Origin of the sequence: Pseudomonas sp. 2957, assembly GCF_031456345.1 — a bacterium.
Lineage (GTDB): Bacteria > Pseudomonadota > Gammaproteobacteria > Pseudomonadales > Pseudomonadaceae > Aquipseudomonas > Aquipseudomonas siliginis.
Genome location: NZ_JAVDUL010000007.1, coordinates 153,026 through 170,143 on the forward strand (window position 1 = coordinate 153,026; position 17,118 = coordinate 170,143).

The 17,118-nt window shown below is 59.8% G+C and carries 14 protein-coding genes and 1 pseudogene; 7 read left to right on the top strand and 8 right to left on the bottom strand.

All coding sequences use genetic code 11. The annotated features are described in order from the left end of the window. Positions 1–57: 57 nt before the first annotated feature. From hemL to J2Y39_RS23820, 3 genes are read right to left on the bottom strand one after another with little or no spacing between them, the layout of a single operon-like run. On the bottom strand, positions 58–1,341 hold the full coding sequence (hemL, locus tag J2Y39_RS23810; RefSeq protein ID WP_122610969.1) for a glutamate-1-semialdehyde 2,1-aminomutase: 1,284 nt from the start codon (positions 1,339–1,341) through the stop codon (positions 58–60). Positions 1,342–1,356: 15 nt separating this feature from the next. After that, positions 1,357–1,980: a thiamine phosphate synthase gene (gene thiE, locus J2Y39_RS23815; RefSeq protein ID WP_310220055.1), complete on the bottom strand. Its 624-nt coding sequence runs from the start codon at positions 1,978–1,980 to the stop codon at positions 1,357–1,359. A gap of 18 nt (positions 1,981–1,998) precedes the next feature. Next, positions 1,999–2,796 (bottom strand): hydroxymethylpyrimidine/phosphomethylpyrimidine kinase, encoded by a 798-nt coding sequence (locus J2Y39_RS23820; protein WP_310220057.1) that lies wholly within the window; start codon positions 2,794–2,796, stop codon positions 1,999–2,001. Between the two features lie 475 nt (positions 2,797–3,271). Here J2Y39_RS23820 and J2Y39_RS23825 point away from each other — a divergent pair, with 475 nt between their 5' ends. From J2Y39_RS23825 to J2Y39_RS23845, 4 genes are all read left to right on the top strand, one after another. Further along, positions 3,272–5,623 carry a hybrid sensor histidine kinase/response regulator gene (locus tag J2Y39_RS23825; RefSeq protein ID WP_252876954.1) on the top strand — a complete coding sequence of 784 codons (2,352 nt, stop codon included), beginning with the start codon at positions 3,272–3,274 and terminating at the stop codon, positions 5,621–5,623. Positions 5,624–5,718: 95 nt separating this feature from the next. Next, complete coding sequence (locus tag J2Y39_RS23830) at positions 5,719–7,368, top strand: acyl-CoA dehydrogenase family protein (protein ID WP_310220061.1); 1,650 nt, start codon at positions 5,719–5,721, stop codon at positions 7,366–7,368. Between the two features lie 182 nt (positions 7,369–7,550). Next, complete coding sequence (gene amn / locus J2Y39_RS23840) at positions 7,551–9,050, top strand: AMP nucleosidase (protein ID WP_016773051.1); 1,500 nt, start codon at positions 7,551–7,553, stop codon at positions 9,048–9,050. A gap of 72 nt (positions 9,051–9,122) precedes the next feature. Then, complete coding sequence (locus J2Y39_RS23845; protein ID WP_056790617.1) at positions 9,123–9,758, top strand: pseudouridine synthase; 636 nt, start codon at positions 9,123–9,125, stop codon at positions 9,756–9,758. Here the strand turns inward: J2Y39_RS23845 and J2Y39_RS23850 are convergent. Beyond that, complete coding sequence (locus tag J2Y39_RS23850; protein WP_016773053.1) at positions 9,753–9,962, bottom strand: DUF2788 domain-containing protein; 210 nt, start codon at positions 9,960–9,962, stop codon at positions 9,753–9,755. The genes J2Y39_RS23845 and J2Y39_RS23850 overlap by 6 nt on opposite strands. A gap of 171 nt (positions 9,963–10,133) precedes the next feature. Continuing rightward, a complete protein-coding gene (locus tag J2Y39_RS23855; protein WP_007909658.1) occupies positions 10,134–10,613 on the bottom strand; it encodes an Lrp/AsnC family transcriptional regulator in 480 nt (159 codons plus the stop codon). Positions 10,614–11,063: 450 nt separating this feature from the next. On the opposite strand from J2Y39_RS23855, the gene J2Y39_RS23860 reads away from it, so the two are divergent. Then, complete coding sequence (locus J2Y39_RS23860) at positions 11,064–11,999, top strand: DUF6515 family protein (protein ID WP_150638423.1); 936 nt, start codon at positions 11,064–11,066, stop codon at positions 11,997–11,999. Between the two features lie 20 nt (positions 12,000–12,019). Here J2Y39_RS23860 and J2Y39_RS23865 read toward each other — a convergent pair whose 3' ends face one another. Together J2Y39_RS23865 and J2Y39_RS23870 are read right to left on the bottom strand one after the other, a co-directional pair. Then, positions 12,020–12,928, bottom strand: a complete 909-nt coding sequence (locus tag J2Y39_RS23865; RefSeq protein WP_150638425.1) for a cation diffusion facilitator family transporter — start codon at positions 12,926–12,928, stop codon at positions 12,020–12,022. 13 nt (positions 12,929–12,941) lie between these two features. Further along, on the bottom strand, positions 12,942–13,361 hold the full coding sequence (locus J2Y39_RS23870) for a hypothetical protein (RefSeq protein ID WP_041477742.1): 420 nt from the start codon (positions 13,359–13,361) through the stop codon (positions 12,942–12,944). Between the two features lie 110 nt (positions 13,362–13,471). Here J2Y39_RS23870 and J2Y39_RS23875 point away from each other — a divergent pair. Continuing rightward, positions 13,472–13,852: pseudogene (locus J2Y39_RS23875) on the top strand (DEAD/DEAH box helicase); the annotation flags it as partial. A gap of 400 nt (positions 13,853–14,252) precedes the next feature. Beyond that, positions 14,253–15,392: a hypothetical protein gene (locus J2Y39_RS23880; RefSeq protein ID WP_310220064.1), complete on the top strand. Its 1,140-nt coding sequence runs from the start codon at positions 14,253–14,255 to the stop codon at positions 15,390–15,392. A 134-nt stretch (positions 15,393–15,526) separates the two neighbouring features. Here J2Y39_RS23880 and J2Y39_RS23885 read toward each other — a convergent pair whose 3' ends face one another. Further along, positions 15,527–16,960 carry an alpha/beta fold hydrolase gene (locus J2Y39_RS23885; protein ID WP_310220066.1) on the bottom strand — a complete coding sequence of 478 codons (1,434 nt, stop codon included), beginning with the start codon at positions 16,958–16,960 and terminating at the stop codon, positions 15,527–15,529. Positions 16,961–17,118 lie beyond the last annotated feature (158 nt).

The following is a 17,118-nucleotide window of genomic DNA, read 5'->3' on the forward strand; positions in this document are numbered from 1 at the left end:
CGAGCGGATGTAGGCGAAAGCTGACGCTGGCCATAGCCAACGTCAGCGGTACGGCGATTATTTCAATGCGGCGAAGGCGCGCTCGGCGGCGTCCAGTGTCAGTTGCAACTCGGCTTCGCCATGGGCGATCGAGGTGAAACCGGCTTCGAAAGCGCTCGGCGCCAGGTACACGCCACCTTCCAGCATCAGGTGGAAGAAGCGACCGAACATTGCTGCGTCGCTGGCCATCACGTCGTCGAAGGTGACGATGTCATCGGCGCCGCTGAAGTACAGACCGAACATGCCGCCGGCCTGGGTGGTCACGAACGGGATGCCCGCAGCATCGGCACGCTGTTGCAGACCGTCGAGCATGCGCGCGGTGTAGTCGGTCAATTCGGCGTGGAAACCCGGGCGGCTGATCAGACGCAAGGTCGTCAGGCCGGCAGCCATCGCCAGCGGATTACCCGACAACGTACCTGCCTGATACACCGGACCGAGCGGGGCGATGCGCTGCATGATCTCGCGTTTGCCACCGAAGCAGCCCACCGGCATACCGCCGCCGATGATCTTGCCGAACGTGGTCAGGTCCGGCGTCACGCCGTAGTGCGCCTGGGCACCGCCGAGGGCGACGCGGAAACCGGTCATCACTTCGTCAAAAATCAACACCACGCCGTGCTTGTCACACAGCGAACGCAGGCCTTCGAGGAAGCCCGGCGCTGGCGGTACGCAGTTCATGTTGCCGGCGACCGGTTCGACGATGATGCACGCCACGTCCTCGCCCACTTCGGCGAGCATCGCTTCAACCGCGTCGATGTCGTTGAACGGCAGGGTCAGGGTGTGTTTGGCGAACGCTGCCGGCACGCCGGCCGAGCTCGGTACGCCCTGGGTCAGAGCGCCGGAACCGGCCTTGACCAGCAGGCTGTCGGAGTGGCCGTGGTAGCAGCCTTCGAATTTGATGATGCTGTCGCGACCGGTGTAACCACGGGCCAGTCGGATCGCGCTCATGGTCGCTTCGGTGCCGGAGCTGACCATGCGCACCATCTCCATCGACGGCACCAGCGAGCAGACCAGATCGGCCATCTCGGTTTCCATCGACGTCGGTGCGCCGTAGGACAGGCCGTGTTGCAGCTGATTGCGCACCGCGTCGAGCACGTCCGGATGGCTGTGGCCAAGGATCATCGGCCCCCACGAACCCACGTAATCGACATAACGCTTGTCATCTTCGTCGGTGACGTAAGCGCCTTCGGCGTGTTTGAAGAATAGCGGGGTGCCGCCGACGCTCTTGAACGCGCGCACCGGCGAGTTGACGCCGCCGGGGATGTGTTTCTGAGCATTGGCAAACAGGGTTTCGGAACGAGACATGATCGGGCTCTCAAATCAGATTTTCAGAAGTTCGTTGAAGGCGCGGGCGCGGCGGGTCACTTCGGCGCGGCTCTCGGCGCCGAACAAACCGTGGATCACGGCGAGCAGATCGACACCGTGCTCGACCAGGGGCGCGGCGTTATCGAGGGTGATGCCGCCGATCGCGCAGATCGGCAAGTGCAGCGTGCGTCTGGCTTCGTCGAGCAAGTCGAGGCTGCAACTCGGCGCACCGGGTTTGGTGGTGGAATTGAAGAAGCGGCCGAAGGCGACATAACTCGCACCTTCTTTGGCAGCCTGTTCGGCCAGAGCGATTTGCCCGTGGCAGGTCGAACCGATGATGGCTTTCGAACCGAGCAGGGCGCGGGTCGGCGACAGCGGGCCGTCGGTCTGGCCCAAGTGCACGCCAACATTGAGGCGCGCGGCCAATTCGGCGTCGTCGTTGATGATCAACTGCGTCTTGTAGCGCTCGCACAAGTTGCGCAGCGTTTCGGCCTCGCGCAGACGGCGGGCCTCGTCGCTGCTCTTGTCGCGGTATTGCAGCAGGGTGACGCCGCCGTCGAGCGCCGCCTCCACGTAAGACAGAAACTTGCCGGCCAGCAACTGGCTGTCGGTAATGGCATACAGGCCACGTAGTTTCATCGGGCAGACCTCACGACGTTACGAGCAGAAATCCAGCGGCAGGCGACGCGGCACGAACTGGCCTTTGCCCAGTTGTTCGGCATCGCGCAAAGTGCGCCAGGTGTAATCCAGCGCACTGCGCACGGCACTGGCCAGGTGTTCGCCCTGAGCCAGGCGACCGGCGAGGGCGCTGGCCAGCGTACAACCGGAGCCGTGATAGCTGCCCGGCAGGCGCTGGCAGATAAAGGTTTCACGCAGGCCGTCGCGGCTGTACACGCGGTTGTGGATTTCAGTTTCGTCGCCATGGCCGCCGGTGATCAGCAGGTTTTTGACGAATGGCAGGAGTTTTTCTGCGCACTCGTCGGCCGTGCCTTCGGGCAGTTCGGCGAGGATGCGCGCTTCAGGAAGATTGGGCGTGGCAATGATCGACAGCGGCAGCAGACGCTGGCGCATCGCATAGCCGACCTCGTCTTTGCCCAGGCGTCCGCCCCCGCCGGCACGCAGCACCGGGTCGCAGACCACCGGCAGGTGCGGGTGCGCCGAGAGCAGTTCGACGACCGTGTCGACCATCTCCAGCGAACCGAGCATGCCCAGTTTCACTGCGGCGACTTCGGAGTCGTTGAGCACGGCGTTGGCCTGGGCCAGTACCCATTCACGGTCGAGGACGCGGAAGTCACTGACGTTGACGGTGTCTTGCACGGTCAGGGCGGTGACGGCCGGAGCCGCATGGCAACCCTGCGCGAGCAAGGCTTCGATATCTGCCTGCAAGCCGGCGCCACCACTGGGGTCGTGGCCGGAGAGACAGAGGACAACGGGGCGGGAGCTGTAGATATTCATGGTGCGCGAGCTTACCACCAAAGCTGATTTTGGGGTTCAGTACTCACGGTGTTTGCGAGCAGATTGTCGGACAACCCCGCAGTCTTTATTTGGAGCACATTTGTGGCGAGGGGATTTATCCCCGTTGGGCTGCGAAGCGGCCCCAAACCCTGCAATCCGGTTCTTTCTGACACACCTCGCTGGATGGACTGGCGACTGCTTCGCAGCCGAACGGGGATAAATCCCCTCGCCACAATTGGTCATCTATCAAGGAGGCTGTCGTCGCGAGTTGACCAACCCAACAGCTCTATCTCGGTGCTTTGCCCTGGAACGCCCGTTCTAGAGCCGTTGTAGGAAAAATTTCCATGGTGCTCAATGGCCATCAACGGCTATGCTAGGCTGGATCCAAACAATCACAGGTAATACCGGTTTTACGTCTACTCAAAGGGAATGGGGGGCTTCCTGACACAACCGGACGAGCCACGCTGGGGCTTCAATGCGCTATTTGCTGATGTTGCTGTTCTGCTTGCCCCTCATGGCGAGCGCTGTCGAATTCGACGAATTCACCCAAAGCCTGCCACTGGGCCGATCGCTGCAAGTGTTCGAAGACCCGAGCGGTCAGGCGACGATTGCCGACGTCCGCGCGCAAGACGCCGCCGGCCAGTTCAAAGCCCACGACAAAGCCACGCTCAACGCCGGTTACTCGCGTTCGGCGTTCTGGCTGAAGATCGACCTGCATTACCGCCCGAGCAACCCGGCCGCCCAGCGCACCTGGTTGCTGGAACTGGCGTATCCGCCGCTTGATCACCTCGACCTGTACTTGCCTGGCGCTAACGGCGAATACCGACTGGTGCGCCAGACCGGCGATGCCTTGCCCTTCGCCAGTCGCGAGATCCGCCAGAACAACTACCTGTTCGACCTTCCCTTCAAACCGGATCAACAGCAGACGCTGTACCTGCGACTGGCCAGCGAAGGCTCGATCCAGGCGCCGGTGACCTTGTGGTCGAGCAGCGCATACCTCGAAGACCAGCCGGTGCGCCTGTACGTACTCGGCATCATTTATGGCGTGCTGCTGGGGATGCTGGTCTACAACCTGTTCATCTACCTGAGCGTGCGCGACACCAGTTATCTCTATTACATCTTTTACATCGGCTCGTTCGGCCTTTATCAACTGTCGGTGAACGGCGCAGCGGTCGAGTATTTCTGGCCGGACAACCCATGGTGGGCCAACGCCGCGACACCGTTCTTCATCGGTTGCGCCGGGCTGTTCGGCAGCCAGTTCGCCCGCAGTTTCCTGCAGACCAAGACCCACAGCCCCTGGCTGGACCGCTTGCTGATCGGCCTGATTGCCTTCAGTGCGCTGGTGATCGGCCTGTCGCTGATGACCAGTTACGCCCTGGCCCTGCGCCTGGCGACAACACTGGCGCTGACCTTCACCGTGGTGATCTTTGCTGCCGGGATTCTTGCCTGGTGGCGCGGCCTGCGGGTGGCGCGTTACTTCATCATCGCCTGGTCGGCGTTCCTGCTCGGCGGCATCGTCAACACGCTGATGGTGCTGGGACTGCTGCCCAACGTATTCCTGACCATGTACGCCAGCCAGATCGGCTCAGCCATCGAGGTGGCGCTGCTGTCGCTGGCGCTGGCCGATCGCATCAACGCCATGCGCGAACAACAGGCGCAGACCTTGTTCGACGCCGGGCAGAAACTCGAAGTGCTCAACCAGCAACTGGCCCACAGCAACAAGCTCAAGGATGAATTCCTCGCCACGCTGACCCACGAACTGCGCACGCCGATGAACGGCGTGATCGGTTCGCTGGAGCTGATGCAGACCGTCGACCTCGATCCCGAGCTTGAGCAATATCAACAAACCGCCGCCGGTTCTGCTCGCGACATGATGCGCATGGTCAATGGCATCCTCACGCTCACTGAATTGCAGGCCGGCAAGCTCAAGGCGACGCCGGGCAGTTTCAGCCTGCGCGCAGTGGTCGAGGCGTTGCGCGTGCAGTTCGAAGGTAATGCAGCGAGCAAGTCGCTGGACTTCAAGGTCGAGGTGCTGCCGACCCTGCCTGATCGCTTGCTCGGCGACAGCGCGAAACTGGCGCAGTGCCTGGAATGCCTGCTGGACAATGCGATCAAGTTCACCCGCGTCGGCGGGCTGGCGTTGCGCGTTACCGGGCGGCCGTCGGCGGATGAGCGCATGGCGCTGTCGTTTGCGGTGATCGACACCGGTATCGGTTTCACTGATCTGGGCGAGGCGACCCTGTATCAGCGTTTCTTCCAGCTCGATGGTTCGATGACTCGCGAATACGGCGGCCTGGGGGTGGGGCTGGCGATCTGTCGGCAGCTGGTCGAATTGCTCGGCGGCAAACTCACCCATCGTTCCGAGCCGGGACGCGGCAGCCGCTTCCAGCTCGATGTCGAATTCGAACTGCCGGTGATCGAAGCGCCTGCGGATCAGCCGACCCGCGATTGCATTCGTGCGCCGCAGGACTGCACGGTGCTGCTGGTGGACGACAACAGCGTCAATCAACTGGTCATGCGTGGCATGTTGCTCAAGCTCGGTTTCCGCGTGCGCAGCGCTGACAACGGCGCCGCCGCGCTGGACTGCCTGCAACGGGAAAGCTTCGATGCGGTGCTGATCGATTGCCAGTTGCCCCGCCACGAAGGCGCATCGCTGTGCTGCCAGATCCATGCATTGCCGGGCTGTGCGCACTTGCCGGTATTCATGCTGGCGCTGGGTGCGGATCGCGAGCAATGCGCCCCGGGCGCGCCTATCGACTATCTGCACAAACCGGTCAAATTCGAGGATCTGCAGGCTGCATTACAGCGCCGCGTGCTCAGTTGCTGATGGGGTAAAAGCGCCGCAAAAACGGCGTCTATGACACTTTGTTCAAAAAAGCACCAGTGCTTAACTGGTGCCATTGCTGAACACGGAGCGCCGTCATGAACCTGCATCAGTTCGCCGAAACCCACGAAGTCACCAATCAGCCGCCGTCGCTGGATGGCACCAACCTGTACCGCATCGACCTGCCGCTGCAAGAGTGGTCGCGGCGTTTTGGCGCCGATTGGGCCGAGTCGCGCATCGATGCCTATGGCGCACTCGCGGGTGGGCCTTTGATGGAAGCGGGGTTTCTCGCCAACCAGAACAAACCGGTGTTTGCCAGCCATGATCGCTACGGTCACCGCATCGATCTGGTCGAATTTCACCCTGCCTACCACGAGCTGATGCGCACGGCGATCGAGCATGGCCTGACCTCGCTGCCGTGGGCGCACCCGCAGGACGGCGCACATGTCGCCCGCGCGTCGATGACCTATCTGCACAGCCAGGCCGAGGCCGGCAGTGGTTGCCCGTTGACCATGACTTTCGCCAGCGTGCCGGCCCTGCGCTTGCAGCCGGACCTGGCCGAACAGTGGCTGCCGAAAGTCCTCGCCACCGACTACGACCCGCGCAACGTCGGCATGGCGCACAAGGCCGGCGTGACCATCGGCATGGCGATGACCGAGAAGCAGGGCGGCACCGATGTTCGCGCCAACACCACCAAGGCTTATCCGGTCGGCGCCAGCGGCCCGGGTCAGGCTTATGAACTGGTCGGGCACAAGTGGTTCTGCTCGGCGCCGATGTGCGACGCCTTCCTGACATTGGCGCAAACCGACAAGGGCTTGAGTTGCTTCCTGCTGCCGCGCCATCGCCCGGACGACACGCGCAATCAGTTCTACATCCAGCGTCTGAAAAACAAACTCGGCAACCAGTCCAACGCCTCCAGCGAAGTGGAGTTTCGTGGGGCGCTGGCGTGGATGATCGGCGAAGAAGGGCGCGGCGTACCGACCATTATCGAAATGGTGGCGATGACCCGCTTCGATTGCATGGTCGGCTCCAGCTCGCTGATGCGCCAGGCACTGACCCAGGCCAGCCATCACTGCGCGCACCGCAAGGTCGGCGGCAAATTGCTCAGCGAGCAACCGCTGATGCAAAACGTACTCGCCGATCTGGCCCTGGAGAGCGAAGCGGCGCTGGCCCTGAGTCTGCGCATGGGCAAGGCGCTCGATCATCTGGATGATCGCCACGAAGCGCAATTCGCGCGGCTGGTGACGGCGGTGGGCAAATACTGGATATGCAAACGTGCGCCAGGAATGATCAACGAAGCCGCCGAATGCATGGGCGGTGCTGGATACGTCGAGGACAGCATCCTGCCGCGCCTGTACCGCGAAGCGCCGGTGAATTCGACGTGGGAAGGGTCGGGGAATGTGCAATGTCTCGACGTGCTGCGCGCATTGTCAAAAGAACCGGGCGTGCTCGATGTGCTGTTCAGCGAACTGGGCGACGGCCATGGCGACAAGCGTCTGGCTGCGCATATCCAGCAGTTGCAGGCGCAATTCAAGGACACCAGTGATATTCAGTATCGGGCGCGGCAGTTGACCGAGGACATTGCGCTCGGTTTGCAGGCCAAGCTGTTGCTCGAGGCGGGCAACTCGGTGGTCAGTGATGCCTTCATTGCCAGCCGTCTGAGCGGTGGAGGTCGCGTCTACGGCGCGTTGCCGCGTGGGCTGGACGTCGAAGCCATCGTCGCGCGCTCGACTCCACAGCTTTTCTGACCCACGTCATATCCCCCCTGTGGGAGCGAGCCTGCTCGCGAAAGCGGTGTGTCAGTCGACATCTTTATTGGATGATCCACCGCATTCGCGAGCAGGCTCGCTCCCACAGAGGACATCATTGGTCTGCAGATTTAAGTGTCGCCACAACGCCACTGTTCCCGTGCGTCCACGATGCAGGCAAGATGAAGCTCTGCAAGTCAGAACACAGGAAGCTGATCGTGACCGAAGCGTTTATTGTCGTTCAAACCGCCGAACAAGCCGTGGATCGTCTGGCCGAGCTGCATGAGCGGGCCACCACTGCGCTGAATTCTGCCCTCAAGCGTTACCTCAAGGACCGCGTCGAGCCCGACGCCGAACAGCGTGCCCTGTTTCGTTATCCCGAACTGCGTCTCACCTACCACTGCCAGGGCGAAGTGCCGCAGACCACCCGCGCTTACGCCAAGGTGCAGTTGCCCGGTACTTACAGCGTCACCGTCACCCACCCGGCGGCGTTTCGCAAATACCTGCTTGAACAACTGACGCCGTTGATGCACGACTTCACCGTGACCGTCGAAGTCGGCGTCAGCCAGCAGAACATTCCGTATCCGTACGTGGTCGAGCAGGGCGATGAACTGGCCGGTTCCGGCGTCACTGCGGCGGTGCTGGCGCGGGTGTTCCCGAGTACCGATCTGTCCGCCGCTACCGATGGCATTGCCGACGGTCTCTACGACTGGGAAAACACCGATCCGCTGCCACTGGCACTGTTCGACGCCGCGCGCGTGGACTTCTCGCTGCGCCGTCTGGTGCATTACACCGGCAGTGACTGGCGCCATGTGCAGCCGTGGATTCTGCTGACCAACTATCACCGCTACGTCGACCAGTTCATCGTTCATGGTCTGGAGCAGTTGCGCCGCGACCCGCGTTTCGTGCGCATGGTCCTGCCGGGCAACGTGATCATCGAGAAGAGCATGGACCACGGCGAAGCCTCGGCGATTGCCGCCGGTGTGGTCTGGCACCGTTACCAGATGCCGGCCTATCACCTGATCGCCAGCGACGGCCACGGCGTCACGCTGGTGAACATCGGTGTCGGCCCTTCCAACGCCAAGAACATCACCGATCACCTGGCCGTGCTGCGCCCGCATTGCTGGCTGATGATTGGCCACTGCGGTGGCCTGCGTCAGTCGCAGACCATCGGCGATTACGTGCTGGCCCACGCCTACATGCGTCGCGACGGCATTCTTGATCGTGTGGTGCCGCCGAATATTCCGATCCCGGCACTGGCCGAAGTGCAGCTTGCGCTTCAACAGGCAGCGGCGAATGTCACCGGCGAGAAAGGCGACGACCTGAAGAAACGCCTGCGCACCGGCACGGTCCTGACCTACGACGACCGCAACTGGGAACTGCGCTGGGCGCAGGAACGGCCGCTGATCAACCTGTCCCGCGCAGTGGCGGTGGACATGGAAAGCGGCACGATCGCAGCGCAGGGTTATCGCCTGCGGGTGCCGTACGGCACGTTGCTCTGTGTTTCGGACAAACCGCTGCACAGCGAAATCAAACTGCCGGGCTCGGCCAACGCCTTCTACGAGCGTGCGGTCAGCCAGCATTTGAAAATCGGCATCGAAGCAGTGGATCTGCTGCGCACCGAGCTCAACTCGCTGCACTCGCGCAAACTGCGCAGCTTCGACGAGCCGCCGTTCCGTTAACGGTTAGTCGTGGTCATTTGGCGGTCGGGGCACTAGCATTGTCAGCCCTGATCGCTAAATGTTCTGTCTCTTATGTCCCGTCCCCCGCGTCCCCCTTCCCGCCGCCCCGGCGTGAAGCCTCAGTCTTCTGCCCCGCGCCGTGTTGCCAAGGCACCACCGGCCGAGCCGAAACTGATCCTGTTCAACAAACCCTTCGATGTGCTGACGCAGTTCAGCGACGGTGAAGGGCGGGCGACACTCAAGGATTACATCGATGTGCCAGGGATTTACCCGGCCGGACGTCTGGATCGCGACAGCGAAGGTTTGTTGCTGCTGACCAACGACGGCCAGTTGCAGGCGCGCATCGCCGATCCGAAACACAAACTGGCGAAGACCTATTGGGTGCAGGTGGAGGGCGAGCCGACGGCTGAGCAGTTGCAGCGCCTGCGTGATGGCGTCGAGCTGAATGACGGCATGACTCTGCCCGCCCAAGCGCGGCAACTGGCTGAGCCGCAGTTGTGGCCGCGCAATCCGCCGGTACGCTTTCGCGCGACCATACCGACTTCATGGCTGGAACTGGTGATTCGCGAAGGGCGCAACCGTCAGGTGCGGCGCATGACGGCGGCGGTCGGGCTGCCGACGTTGCGTCTGGTGCGAGTCAGGATTGGCGACTGGACCCTTGAAGGGCTGGATCAGGGCCAGTGGCGGGAAGTGCCGGCGCGCTTATAAGGCGCCGGATTCGATCAGGCCGATCACCACACTCTTGATGATGAACGCGGCCACGCCCAGGCCCAGCACGAAAAACAGAATGAACGAGCCGAACCGCCCGGCCTTGGACTTCTTCGCCAGATCCCAGACGATGAAACCCATGAAAATGATCAGGATGCTGACCAGACCGGTCATCATCCACTCTTCGAACAGTGCTGGATCCATTGGCGATCTCCGGCGCGGACAGGGCTGAAAGGGCGGCGGCGAGTATACGCCAAGGGCGGATGGCGGGGCATTGATCTGCGTCGCCTGTGCCGGCCCCTTCGCGAGCAGGCTCGCTCCCACAGGTTGAAATGCATTCCAAATGTGGGAGCGAGCCTGCTCGCGAAAGGGATATCAGCTACGCAAATGAGTCAGCGGCAGTTCGGTGCTGTTGAGCACCTGATTCAGCACAAAACTCGACCGCACGCTGGTGACCCCCTCGATCCGAGTCAGGTGCCCCAGCAGCAATTTCTGGTAGTGATCCATATCCGGCACCACCACTTTCAATTGGTAGTCAGCATCCACTCCGGTTACCAGACTGCATTCCAGCACTTGCGGCAATGTGCGGATTGCCGCTTCGAAATTCTCGAAGCGTTCCGGCGTGTGCCGGTCCATGCCGATCAGCACATACGCGGTCAGACTCAGCCCGAGCATCTTGCGATCGAGCAATGCAACCTGGCGCGAAATATAGCCATCGTCTTCCAGTTGCTTGACCCGGCGCGAGCAAGGCGATGGCGACAGACCGATGCGCTCGGCCAGTTCCTGGTTGGAGATACGGGCGTCGCGCTGCAATTCCGCCAAAATACTCAGGTCATACCGGTCGAGTTTGCTCATCAATCTGTCCTTGGTTCTAACTATTGCGGCGGATTATCTATCCAGGGTTAAAAATTGCGCAAGCGGTGTTTAATTGAGCAATTTTCGCAATCCTCTGTCGCAGCCTCAGGCTTATTCTTAACACCAGAATCACTGCTCGGTAACACAGTCCACGCGGCCCGCCCAATCAGGCCCGCCGCGGCCGCCACCCCCACCGGGGTTGTGCCGGCCCCCGAGCTGCACACTGTCCAGAAGACTGCGTGAGGTGAGCCGACGTCAAAAGCGTCGAGCCAGGACGAAGTTCTCCAGAAGGGAGGCCGACGGGTCTCCCTTTTTTCTTGCCTGCGATTTCATGTTGGCGCCTCAATAAATAAGTCGCGCGACTGATAACCTGTTGCAGAACCCGATGGGGCTGTTTCGAGTCTCAGCAACAAGCCCTGCCAACGACAGGCTCCCACAGTGAGGAAAAGCATGAATTCGCGCATCTGGCGTCTGGCCGGTGTTGGTTTGCTGTGTGTGGGTGTCAGTGCGCAAGCGCTGGCCGATGAGCCGCAGAATCGCGGGCCGGGCAACGGGCCGCAGAACGACGGGATCATCCGTGGCGACAACAGCCGTCAGTTCGAGCACAACGGCCAGCCGCACAACAATGACGGTCAATGGCAGAACCGCAACCGTGTCGATGATCGTCCAGAACCGCCTCGCCAGCCGGGCAACAACCTGCCGATCCAGCCGCGACCCGACGCCGTGCACCAGACTCAGGAGCCGCGTCAGGGTTACTACCGCGACGAGCGCCCGCAGAACGGTTACCACAATCAGCAATGGCAGACGCGGCCACGTCCCGATGACAACCGCTGGCCGGGACGGCCGAACGGTCATGGCAATGGCTGGGGGCCTGGCCCGCAGTATCGTCCGGGCCATGTGATCGATCGTTTCCCGGATCGGGATTACCGCGTGCCGTATCGCGGTCAGGATTACTTCTATTCCGGCGGCTATTGGTATCGCCCGCAAGGCCCACGCTACATCGTCGTGCAGCCACCGCGCGGGATCCGCATCCAGTATTTGCCGGATTACGCCCGTGAAGTGTGGATCGGCGGCTCGCTGCTGTTCCTCGCCGCCGGCTCGTATTACGCCTATCAAGAGGCGACGCAGGATTACGTGGTGGTCGAGCCGCCGCTGCAGCAACCGCCGCAACCGCAAGCTCAGGGCTATGACGTCGAAGCCTACCCGGCCAACGGCCAGTCACCGCAGCAGGTGCAGCAGGACGGTTACCAGTGCTCGCAGTACGCGGTGCAGCAAAGCGGTTTCGACCCGCGCACCGCGACCTACCAACCGGCACCCGAAGTGGTTCAGGCCTATCGCCAGGCGCAGGGCAATTGCCTGAGCAGTCGCGGTTATCAGGTCAGATAGGGGCAGCTACAAGCTACAAGCTACAAGCTTGAAGCTAGAGGCTTGTCGCTTGTGGCTGCTTTTACAGGGTCGGCGTGCACCAGCACTTCGGCCTTCGGATAAGCCCTGTGAATCGCCGCCGCCGCTTGATCGCTGATGCCATGGGCGACTGACAGGGTCAGTTCGCCCGGCAATTCCAGGTGCAATTGCACGAACCAGTGATTGCCGGAAATCCGCGTACGCAGGTCATGTGCACCGAGCACCCCCGGCACGCTGCACGCCAGTTCGAGCATGTGCTGACTGACATCGGTGGGCAGTTCCTCGTCCATCAACACCGAAAAACTTTCCCGGGCGATCTGAACCGCGCTCCAGAAGATGTACACGGCGATCCCCAGCCCGAACCACGCGTCCAGTTGCGCAAAACCCATCCCGGCCAACACCAGCGCGATCAGGATGCTGCCGTTGAGCAGCAGGTCCGAACGGTAATGCAGGGAGTCGGCACGCACGGCGTTGGAGCCGGTCTGCTTGATCACCCGGTGCTGCAACATCAGCAGCGCCGCCGTCAGCAGCAGGGAAAACACGATCACACCGATGCTCAGCCACGGCGCGCCAAGCGGCTCCGGCGTCTGCAAGCGTTGGTAGGCCTGGAACGCGATCAGCACCGCGCTGCCACCGATGAACAACGCCTGCGCCATGCCCGCCAGCGATTCGGCTTTGCCGTGGCCATAACGGTGATCGTCATCCGCCGGACGCAAGGCGTAATGCACCGCCAGCAGATTGAGCATTGAAGTGACGCCATCCAGCGCCGAGTCGGTGAGGCCGGCGAGCATGCTCACCGATCCGCTGAGCCACCAGGCAATCGCTTTGGCGACGATCAGCGTGCACGCGACCGCCACCGAGGCGCGGGTCGCCAGCCGCAGCAGGCGGGCGTGTTCGGGGCTGGAGGTCATTGAACGTCCTTATTCAAGCGGCGGGTTGCAGGCCGAACATCGCCAGTTGCTGAGTGCTGCCCTTGTGCTGGATCAGGCGCGGGTCGTCGAGAGGAAAGTCTTTACCCAGTTCGCTCTCGAGAATCGCCTGCAACTTGTGATTGTCGACCTGACCGTCCGGGCCGATGGCTTGCTTGAGCTTGGCCGGATCGATCTGCGCGGTGTGGCCCGGTTCGAAATAGATCGCCCCGGTGGCGAAGTCGACGGCAAACGCGATCAGCCCGGGAATGATGTAGAACAGCAGGCCGACGGCATCGAGCACGGCAATTGCCGGGTCGATCTTGCCGTCGATCTGGCCGCGACGATCCGGATAGAAAATCGAGCCGCACGCCGTGAGTTGCGTGAGCAGAGTGGCAACCAGAACACCGCCGATCAGGCGAGAGGGTAAGCGCATGGAAATGTCTCCTGAGTCATCAAATAACGAAGCTTCGTCTTGTGAAGTTAAGACCCTGACGAACGTCAGACAGTTCGTCGTTATACTCGCCGCTCTGTTTGGGAGCCAGCATGATTTCTTTGCCGATCGACGATGTTTTACCCGCCCTGCGTGAAGCCCTCGCGTCACGCCACGAAGCCGTGCTCGAAGCACCGCCCGGCGCCGGTAAAACCACCCGCGTGCCTTTGGCCTTGCTCAACGAAGCCTGGCTGGCCGGGCAGACCATCGTCATGCTCGAACCACGGCGTCTGGCCGCGCGCGCAGCGGCGGAACGTTTGGCCAGCGAGCTCGGCGAGCAGGTCGGTGAAACCGTCGGCTATCGCATCCGCCTCGACAGCAAGGTCGGCCCGAAGACGCGTATCGAAGTGGTCACCGAAGGCATCCTCACCCGGCGCTTGCAGGACGACCCGGCGCTGGACGGTGTGGGCTTACTGATCTTCGACGAATTTCATGTTTTGCCATTTTCACCAAAATACCCTGGAATCTTGTCAAGGTGCAGGACATTCTCCTGCCACAACTGACCTCCCTCTAGGACATCTCCCCAGCCTTTTTATCGCTTGTCCCTCCCTGATCAACCCAAGTGAGATCCCCATCCTAGCCCCGGTAGGTGCCAAGTTCTCTAATCCGAATTACCTAATTACGTCTTACACCAACCCCGAGTTCAACAACGCCACCTCATACTGGTATGTGTAGACACTCATCAGCAGACACCACAGCTTAGGCCCATGGTGCGCACCCAAATGGTGTCCTAGGTGACGGATCAATTTCGCAGTTCTCAGTCGCAGAAATAACTTTGGTGTCACTATGATGGCGTTGTACCTTGGCCATTCACACACGCATAAGGATCTGCACATGACGATGATTTCGGGCTACAAGTTGAAGGAAGGTGGTTTCCTACAGGCTGACATTCTGCTCACCAGCTCAAGTAAGAGGGTGCGTCCATCGCAGATCCCATCGTTCAAGCCTGATGCCGGATCCCCTGCATTGCGTGCTCACGCTGTGGCTGGTTTGTGTCAAAAAATTCTCGTGGTGAACGATCACTTCGCCATAGCTTTCGCCGGGGATGTGCGATCGTTTCAGGCGGTTGTACGGCTTATCGAGAGGCTAGTGGATGAGCACCCCGTATTGACGGGGAAGCGTTTTTCGGATGCAGTACTTGCCGACGATACCATTGATAGTGAAAGGATCAGAATTATCGCCCTAAGTGTTGAAGAGGATGAAATCCACATATCTAATGTTTATGCGGATTGCGGGCATCGCAATGAAAATTTTGAGCTTTGGGTTGGTGGGTCTGGTGCGGGTCATGTAAAGGCGCATTATCAGGATTACCCACGACATGCGTTTGATGTTCTTGAAGAAAATATTGTGGTGCATGGCACCTGCATGGCTCTCGATCAATTTGCAAACCATTTAAAGAGTGAATTTGAGAACAAGTATAAATCGGAGTCGATTGCGAATCTGTTTGGAGGCGGTTACGAAGTAGTAGCATTTTATGATGGACGGTTTCAAAAGATATCTAACATCGTTTATGCCTTTGCGGATGCAGAGCTTGACGCTGAGGGGATGTTGCAAGTCGACTTTCCAAAATGTCTGATTAAGTCCGAATATAAAGGGGAGGACTTAAAAATCAGGAGCGTTGAATTAAAATTTGATGAGGACTTCGATGAGTATGTTCCTGTTAATGACCGAACATTCACGATCGCGCCTATATCACGCTATGAAGAGACTACGGTTGAAGATGATGTCGATGAGTTGAGGTTTAGGGGGCATTTCCTTTGCTTCCTGATAAATTACAAGACCGAGAAAGGTGCCATGACTATACCTTTTATCAGAAAATACGAAAATGATTTGTATTTTTTGTATAAGGCATTTACGGCCAGCGTGGAACCTGGATTCGCTCAAATAAACTACTCAGATATATTCCGTGATGAAGTAAAGGATCACGTGCTGGGGTTCGTGGAGCAAGTCAAAGCTAGCTTCAACTCTAAGTAAGTCAAAATTTTGTTTACCCAGCTTTGGTTTATGCCCCTAAGTTAAACAGGTACAAAAAAGCCACCTTGCGGTGGCTTTCAAGTGGTAGCAGGGAGCGAATAGGCCTGCGCCACGTTCGGTCTGATTTTATGGGCTTAGCTCAGCTCCCAGTGCCCCTCATCTTTCTTCGTGATTCCTGCGCGCTGGTGAGGTTTGTGCCGATGCCGGACGATGTAGAACAGATCCCGGAACACTTTCGTCACGTCAGCTACATAGCTGTGGCCTAAGCCGAACATGTCTCTACCAGCACTGGAGACATCTATAGTCGACAGGTGATCCATGACCAGAGGTGGATTGGCGCCGCCCGCCCTTGGGTTGCTGTGCACAAGTTGAGACACAGTGATCGCTCGATCGTTGCGGGACGCATAAAGCGTTACTTGCTCGTACAGGTTGAACACTCGCCCAAATTGCTTGAAGCGCTTAGCGTCGACGTCAGGAGCAGCAAGGATGATCTGGCTGATCGGGGTAGCGCCCGGCTTGTTCTCCCAGTTTTCCAGCACAGCGAGAAGCGCCCGATTACCCATGCTGTGGGCAACAATGTGCAACGACTTCAGGCCCAGGTTTTGTGTAACATTCGTCAGATATTCCTTCAGATGGGCTGCTGACCAGTCTACCGTCGCCTCATCGGCAGGGTAGCCAGCCGTGCTGCCCAGTGATGCCCACGAAAAACACAGCATTAGACCTGGGAATTTGAGGTCATGGCACAGCTGGGCAGACCGCCACATTGCCGCGTCGAAACTCACGTTGTACCCGTGGATGAACAGCAAGCCTTCACGGCTAGTGGATGATTCGCTGAGCTTCGCGAGATAGGTCTTGGCGTTGTCGTACCACTCCTCCAGCTCAAAAAGACCAGAGTTGTGGATGACAATATGCTTGTTGGGGTTCCCCTTTGAGGTAGAAGGCCACAACACGGGCCGTTCCAATTTGCCTTCCTTATGGATGTGAGGGATGGAAACCTCTGCGATGCCATAGGACACAACGTCATCACTGCGGAACCCGCCAAACCTCACAACCCTTAGCGATTCCAACAGTCGATCCGTTCCGAAGTAGACGGCGTATTTCGTGAATTTTTGATCGACCGGAGCTCGGCTGTAGTGGATGGGGTAGGGGTCACTGCCGAGCGATGCACCAATGCTGTCCTCTAGCTGGGCGATGCATTCTTCATACTCCACCATATCTTCAGGGACGCTGATCATTCGCTTGACCGCTGCCTTGAAGGTCGGCTGTCGGATCGTAGATAAAGCCGACGCGAAGCCATCGCTCAGTAGCCGTGTAGCCTCCACAACGTCCGTCAGTAACTTCAGCTCATCTGCTCGTTGGATGAGCTGTGTAAAGGCCTTCTTGGCCCTGCTGCCTGTGACCCTGTCGTGCAGGACATCAATGAACATACCCGCCGGCGCCTTTCTCCAGCATAGGAGCAACTGCGATGAACTCAGTATCCGCTTGTGCGAGTTATAGGTAGCGAAGTTGATGTAGAGAATCGCGAGCGCGATCTTGAGGTCGTCCGGACTCCGGAAAGGCATTTCCATATGTGGGCTCTGTTGAAAAAAGCTCAATCTAGTGCCGCTTTGCCATCATGACAACTGGCACGCTATTGCCACGCGGTGAGGTGCTACGCTGCTGCTTGAGAGCTAAGTGCCATCATTTGATGGACTCCGACAGCAGAATCCCCTAGATTCTCGGCAAA

What these genes read in the sequence shown, in the direction of transcription:
- J2Y39_RS23820 (WP_310220057.1), bottom strand. Translation starts at nt 2,796, where the DNA reads ATGAATATCTACAGCTCCCGCCCCGTTGTCCTCTGTCTCTCCGGCCAC.
- amn (WP_016773051.1), top strand. Translation starts at nt 7,551, where the DNA reads ATGAAGCTCTGCAAGTCAGAACACAGGAAGCTGATCGTGACCGAAGCG.
- J2Y39_RS23825 (WP_252876954.1), top strand. Translation starts at nt 3,272, where the DNA reads ATGCGCTATTTGCTGATGTTGCTGTTCTGCTTGCCCCTCATGGCGAGC.
- J2Y39_RS23865 (WP_150638425.1), bottom strand. Translation starts at nt 12,928, where the DNA reads ATGACCTCCAGCCCCGAACACGCCCGCCTGCTGCGGCTGGCGACCCGC.
- J2Y39_RS23830 (WP_310220061.1), top strand. Translation starts at nt 5,719, where the DNA reads ATGAACCTGCATCAGTTCGCCGAAACCCACGAAGTCACCAATCAGCCG.
- J2Y39_RS23880 (WP_310220064.1), top strand. Translation starts at nt 14,253, where the DNA reads ATGACGATGATTTCGGGCTACAAGTTGAAGGAAGGTGGTTTCCTACAG.
- thiE (WP_310220055.1), bottom strand. Translation starts at nt 1,980, where the DNA reads ATGAAACTACGTGGCCTGTATGCCATTACCGACAGCCAGTTGCTGGCC.
- hemL (WP_122610969.1), bottom strand. Translation starts at nt 1,341, where the DNA reads ATGTCTCGTTCCGAAACCCTGTTTGCCAATGCTCAGAAACACATCCCC.
- J2Y39_RS23850 (WP_016773053.1), bottom strand. Translation starts at nt 9,962, where the DNA reads ATGGATCCAGCACTGTTCGAAGAGTGGATGATGACCGGTCTGGTCAGC.
- J2Y39_RS23860 (WP_150638423.1), top strand. Translation starts at nt 11,064, where the DNA reads ATGAATTCGCGCATCTGGCGTCTGGCCGGTGTTGGTTTGCTGTGTGTG.
- J2Y39_RS23885 (WP_310220066.1), bottom strand. Translation starts at nt 16,960, where the DNA reads ATGGAAATGCCTTTCCGGAGTCCGGACGACCTCAAGATCGCGCTCGCG.
- J2Y39_RS23870 (WP_041477742.1), bottom strand. Translation starts at nt 13,361, where the DNA reads ATGCGCTTACCCTCTCGCCTGATCGGCGGTGTTCTGGTTGCCACTCTG.
- J2Y39_RS23855 (WP_007909658.1), bottom strand. Translation starts at nt 10,613, where the DNA reads ATGAGCAAACTCGACCGGTATGACCTGAGTATTTTGGCGGAATTGCAG.
- J2Y39_RS23845 (WP_056790617.1), top strand. Translation starts at nt 9,123, where the DNA reads ATGTCCCGTCCCCCGCGTCCCCCTTCCCGCCGCCCCGGCGTGAAGCCT.